Origin of the sequence: uncultured Campylobacter sp. (genome assembly GCF_905371695.1) — a bacterium.
In the GTDB taxonomy this organism is placed as follows: Bacteria; Campylobacterota; Campylobacteria; order Campylobacterales; family Campylobacteraceae; genus Campylobacter_A.
Window position 1 is genome coordinate 1 of the sequence record NZ_CAJPMA010000068.1, and the last position, 9,453, is coordinate 9,453.

Consider the following 9,453-nt stretch of genomic DNA (forward strand, 5'->3'; position numbering starts at 1 on the left):
CGATAAAATACGCTCAAAACGCTCGAAAAGGCGAATTTAAGATAAAAAAATTAAGCGAAGATAGCTCGTACCGCGAGGAGATTTATTACCCCGTGCCTAATAGCGAATTTAGCGCCTACGAGGTTACGATAGACGTATCTAAAATTACTAAATGCGGGTTAATTAGCGTATCGTTCGCTAGAAATTTTAAAACCCTTAAAGAGCTACAAAATGCGCTAAAAAGCGAAAAATTTAACGAAAAATTTTTAGCGAACGTTCCTGAAATACCGTGCAAGTAAAAGCGCGTAAATTTTAAAAAAGAGGTGAAATTTTGAGAATAGAAATGCTGGCAAGCAAAATCCACCGCGCGACCGTGACGGACGCGAATTTAAACTACGTGGGCTCTATCACGCTGGGCGACGAGCTGATAAAAGCCGCGAATTTAGTCGAGTTTCAAAAAGTAGAAATTTTAAACGTCAATAACGGCGAGCGCTTTGCAACCTACGTGATCGCGGGCGGCAAAAAGGGCGAGGTATGCCTAAACGGCGCGGCGGCGCGCAAAGTCTGCGTCGGCGACGTCGTAATCATCGTAGCGTACGCGAGCGTGAAAGCGAAAAAGGCGAGGGAATTTAAGCCTAAAATCGTGCACGTAAACGAGAAAAACGAAATTATTTAGCGTATTTTCTTTTAGGCGCTTTTTATAAAAACTTCTGCGATGCGGTCTATTTGCCAGCCTTGACGAGTTTGGAAATTTCGGAGCGGAGCGGAGCGGCGGTCTCGTCCGCCTGCGGCCGGGAGCGCGGCTAAGAGGAGCACACCCGCCTATCTTTTTACGGTCGAGATAGAAATTTAGCTTAAATTCGGTAAAATGCGCCGAATTTAGGGGGTGAAAATGTTTGAAAATTTCGATTTTTCCAAAATGGGCGATATGTTGGCTCAGGCGCAAAAGGCCGCCAAAGAGCTAGAAGCGCAAAGCGCGGCAAAAGAATTCGGCGCTAAAAGCGGCGGCGGGCTGGTAAGCGCGAAAGTAAACGGCAAGGGCGAAGTGCTAGACGTCACGATAGACGATAGCCTAATGAGTGACAAGGAAAGCTTGCAAATCTTGTTAATCAGCGCGATAAACGATGCGTTAAAGGCTGCGGAGGACGATAAGAAAGCGACGGCGGGCAGGATGCTGGGCGGGCTAAATTTCGGCTCTTGATTCGCGCGCCTTTTCGCAAGAGCCTTAAAATTTACAAAATCGTCTCGCGCTATGCTTTGCCTGCCTTTTTACGTTCTAAATTCGGTAAAATTTCGGATAAGATTTAAGCCGTTAGCCCCGCGAGGTCTAAGCGCGAGCCGAGCAAATCCGCCGAGTCGCGGACGTAAAGGAATTTTTATAAAAACGCTCGCAACGGGGCGCACGATAAACAAAGGATAAAAATGAAAAAACTGCTTCTTTCCCTATTTTTCGTATTCGCGGCGCTTACGGCGTATGCGCAGCCGCGCCCGACGCAAGACGATTTTCACGCCTGCTACGAGAAAAATAAAGGCTCCATAGTCTCCGTAAATAAGCATTTCGGCGTAGCGATTACCAAAGATCTAATCGCCGTGCCTAAAAATGGCGACGCGCCGATCGTAAAATACGTCAAATTCGATCCGTTTTTACAGCTTTATCTCGTGCGTTCCGACGCTCCGCTAGCCGCGCCAGTAATGGCGGACGGCGCGGACGACGAGCGCGTGAGCAAAAGTACGTGGGTTGCGGTTTTAAGCGACGATAACGCCAGCAAAATGGGACACGTCAAGGCGCTGGGCGAAAATTTGGGCGATTTTGATACGTTAAGCTTCGAGTATAACGCTACGGGCGAGCTAAACACGCCTTGCTGCAAGCTGCTTGGTATCGCCGTAGGCGGAGATAAGTTCGTTCCGAGCCGATATTTGAAGCATTTTGCGGCGTACGAGGACGTTTATTACGGCGATATAGGCGTAAAATTTACGCAAAAAGAGGGCAAATTTTACGTTAGCGAGGTCGATCCGCTGGGGCGGGGTAAAATGCTGATTAAAGGCGACGAGCTTATCGGTATCGCCGGCGCGCTGCCTACGTCTCTTCGTCAGATTAACGAGGCGATTTTATTCGCGCCCAAGGGCTCTAAAATCGAGCTAATCGTGCAGCGAGACGGTACTCAAACGATCTTTAACGTCCCGGTTTCGGGCGATTTAAAATTTACGCAAAGCGCGGACGCGCTAGTGCCTAATTCTTCGTCGCAGCCTAACCTAAACGCGATGCCTAGCGCCGTCGCTAGCGATATGGACGAGCAAATTTTAAGAGATTACGGCATCGCGGTGGATAATAAACTAATCGTAACCAAAGTAGAGCCCGGCTCGCGGGCGGAAAAATTCGGTATAAAATTTAACGACCGCATAGTAGAAGTCGAGCGCGAGCGGGTAAAGACGCGCTCCGAGCTTTTAAATAAAATCGCCGATAAGCAAAACTTTACGCTCGTATTTTCGCGCAAAGATTTCCAGTTTTTCGTAAAAGTTTCTCCTAAATGAGAGCGGCGAAATTTTGCGCGCGCATCGGCTTTGCCCCGCGCGGCCGGCGAAATGCCCTAAATTTTAGGAGCGAAAATGGCTAGAAATTTGCTCGAAGATTTCAAAGCGTATTTACGCAAAAATTTACCCGCGGCGCCTAGCTTTCACCCTTATTACGAGCGGGCGCTAGCGCAGATGCTGCTTGCGGGCGGCAAACACTTCCGCGCTCAGTTGCTTTTAGGCGCGGTGAACGCTTTAAAACCGGGTCTCGTAAACGCCGCTATGCGAGTAGCTTTGGGCGTTGAGGTGTTGCATGCTTATTCGCTCATTCACGACGATTTGCCCGCGATGGATAACTCGGATCTGCGCAGGGGCGAGCCTACGCTACACGTAGCTTACGACGAGGTTACGGCGATTTTGGTCGGCGACGCGCTAAACACGCAGGCGTTTTTAGAAATTTCGCGCGCCGAACTGCCTGCGGATACGCGCGTAAAATGCGTGGAAATTTTAGCTCAAAATGCGGGCGCTAGCGGTATGGTGCTGGGCCAAGCGCTTGATTGCTTTTTTGAGGCGAGCCAAAAGGCGCGCGCCTTGCGAGCGAGATTCGCCGTTTCGGAGCGGGCGCTAAATTTAGAGGAATTAACCTTTTTGCACCTGCATAAAACAGGTAAGCTAATAGCCGCAAGCTTGCAAATGGGCTCGGTAATCGCGGGATTAAGCGACGAAAAATGCGAGCGAATTTATAAAATCGGGCTTGATTTGGGGCTTGCCTTTCAGATAGAAGACGACGTGATCGACGCGACGGGCGACGAGAGCGCGGCGGGAAAGCCGACGCATAACGATGCCGCAAAAAATTCGTTTACGAATTTGCTAGGCGTCGAAGGCGCCGTAAACGCGAAAAACGAGCTAATTTACAAAATAAACAAAGACGCGCGCGAATGCGAGCCGCGCCTTGGGGCTATGATTTGCGCCCTAACGGACAGATATCTAAAAAACTAAAATTTAGTAGAAAATATGCGAAATTTAGAGCAAATTTTAGCGTCGCTAGACGAGAGCGCGCAAAAGGTTTTGGTTTTAGGAGGCGCAAAGCACCCCGTTTGGGACGATGCGAACGAGGTTTTCGCGCTAGCTACGAGGCAAATTTTAGATAAAAGCCTAGGGCGACAAGAAGGCGCGGATTACGGCGGGACGGTTAAATTTTATGGTGCCGTGCCGATTGCATTTATCGGCGTACATACGCGCATCGTGCGAAGAAGCATAGGATTTTTACTCACGCAGCGGCATCTTTTGGTTAAATTTGACGCCTCTGCTGTAAACGCTGACGAAGTAGCCGCGGCGTTTAGGCTCGGCGAGCATTCGCCTGACGAGCTGGAAAATCTCGCGTGGCAAGAGCTAGAAAAATGCAAATTTGAAATCGAGGACGAGATGAAAGCGGCGATGAAAACTGCGCTAAAAGCGATCTTGCAGGCGGTTTTTGAGGAGGGCGTTAGGGCCGAGGAGCGCACGATTGCGGATAAAATTTTGGAGCTTGAGCTGGGCGAAGCGCTAAAAACGCCGCTTGACGAGACGAAGCTGCTATCAAAATCGCTTAGCGTCTTTAAGCCCGTCTCGCCGATACTTCACAGCCTTGACCGCTCGCTTTTTGGTAAGCCTTACGGCGTGATACTAGACGAGCGCGGACTTATTAGCCGTGAGCTGATGGAAGAGCCAGTTTTTAGCTCGTGGGACGAGATCGCAGACGCACAAATCGAAGTAAAAGAGGATGCCGTAATAATCGGCGAAAAAGAGCATAAGATACCGTTTGAGCTAAAAGATAAAAAGGAAAATTTCGCCGAGTTTTTAAAATTTACGGCGCAAGCTAGGGCGTAAATTTAGCGCGCTTTTGATCGGATTTGCGCGTAAATTTAAGGAAAAATATGAAAAATTTGCTGCTAGGCGCGGTCGCTGTCTGGGCGTTTTGCGGTTGCGCAGGGCTAAAGCCTAGCGCAGACAAGGACGTCGCTTTGATCGACGTGCCCGAGGAAAACTGGACGAGATACGAGGATACGGACGGCGCGCCAAAAGAGGTCGCGTTTTTCACGGCGTCTTTTTCCGAGCGGTTTCGCGCGTCTTTTAAAAACGGCGAAAAGATCGGCTTTACGCTAATCAAGCAAGCCCAAACGCTAAAAAACATCGTCTGCGCTGGCTTTGGCGGAAAATAAATTCGGGTTTTGTCGGCTAAAAACTGGCGCGTCTTTGCGTAAGCGAAGCGGTTTGCGCGTTTTGCAAGGTACTCGCCGCTAAATTTTGCTTTTACTAAAAATTTATAAAAGCCTTATACTAGATTTAACAAGTTAATATATAGTTCGGCAGCGATTTTCTAACAGAAGATCAAAAATAAAAAGCCAAATTTGAGAGGCTAAAGATGTTAAAAAGATATTGTTTCTCGCCGTTGGTGCGTTATTTGCATTTGGTGCTCTAGCTCAAGCAGGCGAGATAAAAGCAAGCGACTCGCCCTTTGGTTACGCTAGCATTGGAGCAGAGCAAAATTTTGGCGGATACGCCGGCAAAGAGAGTAAAGAAGTCGTCGTAAAAGATAGGCAAGAGCTCGTAAAATACGCTCAAATGGGTGGTTACGTCATCTATGTGGATGGGCTCATAGACCTTAGCGAAGGCAAGATCCCACAAAATGGCAATAGCGATGGGCTGGATAAATTTATAAGTGAGATTAGCGGTGGCGAGTTTAGCTCTTATGCCAAATTTATGCAGGCTTACGGCGCTTCATGCCGTGCAAATTTAGACGGTTCGCAAGATCCAAAGCTAGCAGCGCTTCGCAAAAATTTAGCCAACGAGTGGAAAAAGCTCATCGTAGTGCCGGTAGCTAGCAACACCACAATAATCGGCTTAGGCGAAAACTCAGGCATAAAAGGCGGCTCGCTTTTGTTAAAAAATGTCCAAAATATCGCGATCCGCAATATGAAGATCGAAGATGCTTTTGATCCATTTCCAGATATACAAAAAAATGACGGCTTTAATGCGCAATATGATAGCGTCAGCATAGAGTCAAGCAAAAACATCTGGGTAGATCACTGCCATTTTAAGGACACGGTCGAGCTTGGTCATGTGCATTTAGCAGGTGGAGAGCTTATTAAATGGCAAACTTATGACGGACTATGCGACATTAAGGGGGATAGTGCGGCTATCACGATCTCGCACAACATCTTTGAAAACCACGACAAAACGATGTTAATTGGCTCAAGAGACTCGGACGGCAGTAGCGAAACAAGGACGATAACGGTCGCTCATAACATTTTTGACAACTGCGCGCAACGCCTACCTATGGCACGCAATGCAAAGGTGCACGTCTATAACAACTTTTATGACTCAAAAGATTGCTTCTATGACCAAAAATACGCCATTGGCGTGCGCTTTGGCTCGCTAATATACGCTCAAAACAACTACTTTACAAATGGCGTCAAGATAAGCTACAAGTGTAACAAAGGCACCATTTTTGAAAGCGGCAACATAGACCTTTCAAAAAAAGGTAGCGTTTGCGAAAAACTAACCAAGCCGCCATTTGAGCCTCCATATAAATTTGAGCTCCTCAAAGCCTCAAATGTCCAAAACGAGGTAAATAAAAACGCCGGCACCGGCAAACTAGACGTTGCTAAATAATTAAAAAGAGAAAAGGAAAATTTCGCCGAGTTTTTAAAATTTACGGCGGCGTTAAAAGCGTAAAATTTAAGCCGAATTTTCGTATAATCGCATAAAAACTAAGGAGAGAAAATGCTAAAAAAGATGGCGGATACGATAAGGTTTTTATGCGCGGATATGGTGCAGCAGGCAAACAGCGGGCATCCGGGCGCGCCGATGGGGCTAGCCGACGTCATGGTCGTGCTGGCTAAATTTCTAAATCACAATCCTAAAAATCCAAACTGGCTAAACCGCGATAGGCTCGTATTTAGCGGCGGTCACGCAAGCTCGCTCGTGTATAGCTTTTTGCATCTTAGCGGCTACGATCTTAGCCTCGAGGATCTAAAAAACTTCCGTCAGCTAGGCTCTAAAACCCCGGGTCACCCGGAGATACACACCAAAGGCGTCGAGGTCGCGACCGGACCGCTGGGGCAGGGCGTAGCAAACGCGGTGGGCTTTGCTATGGCGGCAAAATACGCGGCCAATCTACTAAACGAACCGGAAAACGCCGTCATCGATCATAAAATTTACTGCCTCTGCGGCGATGGAGACTTGCAGGAGGGTATCAGCTACGAGGCCTGTGCGGTCGCGGGCAATCTACACCTAGATAACCTCGTGCTGATCTACGACTCAAACAACATCACGATCGAGGGCGACACGAGTATCGCTTGGAGCGAGGACGTGAAGGCGAGGTTCGAGGCTCAGGGCTGGGACGTAGCGCGTATCGACGGTCACGACTACGATCAGATCGAGTTTGCGCTCGAGCAAGCCGCCGAAAAGGAGCGCCCGTATCTCATCATCGCAAACACTCGCATCGCAAAGGGCGCTGGCGAGTTAGAGGGCAGCCACCACAGCCACGGCGCGCCGCTTGGCGAGGAGATCATAAAGGCCGCTAAAATCGCGGCGGGCTTTGATCCTGAGCGTAAATTTGCTATTGACGAGGACGTGCTGATTCGCTTCCGTGCCGCGATAGAAAAGGGCGACCTAGCCGAAGCTCAGTGGAACAAAAAAGTAGAAAATCTAAGCTCTGAAAGCAAAAATATGCTAAATTCGCTGCTAAATCCTGATTTTAGTAAGATAAATTTCCCTGATTTTAGCGGCAAAAAGCTAGCCACGCGCGATAGCAACGGCATCATCATGAACGAGATCGCGCGTGCGCTGCCCGGCTTTATCGGCGGTAGCGCGGATCTGGCGCCGTCAAACAAAACCGAGCTAAAAGGCATGGGCGACTTCCCTAACGGACGCAACATCCACTACGGCATCCGCGAGCACGCCATGGCCGCGATAAACAATGCTGTCGCTAGATACGGGCTTTTCTTGCCGTTTAGCGCGACGTTTTTTATATTTAGCGACTACCTTAAACCGGCTGCCCGCATCGCTTCGCTGATGAGCGTTAGGCACTTTTTTGTCTTTACGCACGACAGTATCGGCGTGGGCGAGGACGGCCCGACGCATCAGCCTATCGAGCAGCTTAGCACGCTTCGCGCGATGCCGAATTTTTATACGTTCCGCCCGGCCGACGGCAACGAAAACGCGCTTTGCTGGAAGGCGGCGTTAAATTTACGCGCTCCAAGCGCCTTCGTGCTAAGCCGCCAAGGCTTAGCTCCGCTTGAAAAAGGCGAATTTGGCGGCGTAGAAAACGGCGCGTATCTGCTAAAACGCGCGCAAAACGCCAAAATCACGCTAATATCTAGCGGTAGCGAAGTAGAGCTTTGCGTCAAAGCGGCTGAAATTTTAGCCGCTAAGGGTATCGGCGCGAACGTCGTATCCGCGCCGTGCTTTGACCTGCTTTGTGAGCAGCCGCGCGAGTACGTGGATAAAATTTTAGATCCGCAAACCAAAATCATCGCCGTCGAAGCCGCAAGCGCGCTAGAGTGGTATAAATTTGCTGACGAAATCTACTCGATGAAGAGCTTTGGCGAGAGCGGCAAGGCGGGCGCATTGTTTGAATACTTCGGCTTCACGCCTGAAAAGATCGCGGAATTCGCGCAGGAAGCGGCGAAGTAAATTCAACTTTCGGGGCGAGGTTAGGTTTAAAATTTGCCCCAATTTTTACTTCTGCGTTAAATTCTACGGGCTTGGCTCGCGCAAAATTTATAAACTACTGAAATTTTAATAACCCGCAATTATCCGCCGAACCGCTTGCGCAAGCGTTAGTAGCTTAAAGTCCGTACTTACGGCCATTTCACGTAAATTTGCGGTCTATCGAAAAATTTAAGGCGTGATTAAAATACGCTACTCCGCGCCGCAAGGAGCGAGAGCGTCTGGTAGTGCCCACGCCCAACTCGGCTTTTTGCATTTATCGCCGCTTCCCGCTCTTTATATCGTACTACCGCTCGTTTGCCTTAAAATTTGAGTAAATTTTATGATTTTTCTGCTAAAATCGCGTCTTTACGATTTTTAAACCCGCGGCAAAAATCTCAAATCCGCCGCTAAATTTGCGTAAAACGACTAAATTTTTAATCAAGGTATAAAATGGAACTCTCGCATATCATCGTTTTAGCCCTAGTTCAGGGCATTAGCGAGTTTTTGCCCGTATCTAGCTCGGCGCATCTAGTGCTGGTGCCAAAGCTGCTTGGTTGGGCGGATCAAGGACTAGCCTTTGACGTCGCCGTCCACGTAGGCACGCTGGTTGCGATTTTGATTTACTTTAAAGACCGCATCGCCGCGCTTTTGAGAGATTTTTTCGCCTCGATCGCTCAAAAAAGGGCGGTCGGTCAAAGTACGCTCGTGTGGGCGACGGGTTTTGGCACAATCCCCGTGGGGCTGTTTGGCCTAGCCTTTGGCGACTTCATCGAGCAATACGCTAGAAACGGCGCTTTGATCGCTATTATGACCATAGTTTTTGGATTAATTTTAGGCTTTGCCGACAAAAAAAGCGGCGCAAAGGACGAAGCCGCCATCACGATAAAAATCGCCCTAATCATCGGCCTAGCGCAGGCAATCGCGCTCATACCGGGCGTTTCTCGCTCGGGCGTGACTATGACTGCGGCGCTAATGCTCGGTTTTTCTCGAACGGCGAGCGCAAATTTTTCGTTTTTGCTCTCGATCCCGGTTATCGTGCTAGCAGGCGGTTTGGAGGCTCTTAAAGTCTTTAAGATACCCGATTCGCTGCCTTGGAGTGACCTTGCTATCGGCGCGGCGATTAGCGGCGTTAGCGCGTATCTTTGCGTGCGGCTATTTATGGCGATGTTGCAGCGCATTTCGATGATGCCGTTTGTGATTTATCGCTTGGTTTTGGGCGTATTTTTACTTTTTAGATTTTTAGTAGGTAATTTTGCGTTAATAATT

Annotated in this window: 10 protein-coding genes; all 10 read left to right on the plus strand. The window is 48.8% G+C overall.

Going from position 1 to position 9,453, the window contains the following annotated elements:
* A partial coding sequence (locus QZ147_RS06735) for a hypothetical protein (protein ID WP_295148506.1) occupies positions 1-278 on the plus strand: 278 nt, incomplete at its 5' end.
* Positions 279-310: 32 nt separating this feature from the next.
* Positions 311-655, plus strand: coding sequence for an aspartate 1-decarboxylase (gene panD, locus QZ147_RS06740; protein ID WP_295148509.1), 345 nt, complete (start codon positions 311-313; stop codon positions 653-655).
* Between the two features lie 216 nt (positions 656-871).
* Entirely contained in the window at positions 872-1,180 is a 309-nt protein-coding gene (locus QZ147_RS06745; protein WP_295148511.1) for a YbaB/EbfC family nucleoid-associated protein, read from the plus strand.
* Positions 1,181-1,401: 221 nt separating this feature from the next.
* Positions 1,402-2,511: a PDZ domain-containing protein gene (locus QZ147_RS06750; RefSeq protein WP_295148514.1), complete on the plus strand. Its 1,110-nt coding sequence runs from the start codon at positions 1,402-1,404 to the stop codon at positions 2,509-2,511.
* Between the two features lie 75 nt (positions 2,512-2,586).
* Positions 2,587-3,489 (plus strand): polyprenyl synthetase family protein, encoded by a 903-nt coding sequence (locus QZ147_RS06755; protein WP_295148516.1) that lies wholly within the window; start codon positions 2,587-2,589, stop codon positions 3,487-3,489.
* A 15-nt stretch (positions 3,490-3,504) separates the two neighbouring features.
* Positions 3,505-4,359 (plus strand): hypothetical protein, encoded by an 855-nt coding sequence (locus QZ147_RS06760; RefSeq protein WP_295148520.1) that lies wholly within the window; start codon positions 3,505-3,507, stop codon positions 4,357-4,359.
* Between the two features lie 47 nt (positions 4,360-4,406).
* Complete coding sequence (locus tag QZ147_RS06765) at positions 4,407-4,691, plus strand: hypothetical protein (RefSeq protein ID WP_295148523.1); 285 nt, start codon at positions 4,407-4,409, stop codon at positions 4,689-4,691.
* A 217-nt stretch (positions 4,692-4,908) separates the two neighbouring features.
* Positions 4,909-6,144 (plus strand): polysaccharide lyase family 1 protein, encoded by a 1,236-nt coding sequence (locus QZ147_RS06770; protein ID WP_295148525.1) that lies wholly within the window; start codon positions 4,909-4,911, stop codon positions 6,142-6,144.
* A gap of 111 nt (positions 6,145-6,255) precedes the next feature.
* Positions 6,256-8,169 carry a transketolase gene (tkt, locus tag QZ147_RS06775; protein WP_295148529.1) on the plus strand — a complete coding sequence of 638 codons (1,914 nt, stop codon included), beginning with the start codon at positions 6,256-6,258 and terminating at the stop codon, positions 8,167-8,169.
* Between the two features lie 468 nt (positions 8,170-8,637).
* Positions 8,638-9,453 (plus strand): undecaprenyl-diphosphate phosphatase (locus tag QZ147_RS06780; RefSeq protein WP_295148531.1); only part of this gene is annotated, 816 nt, incomplete at its 3' end.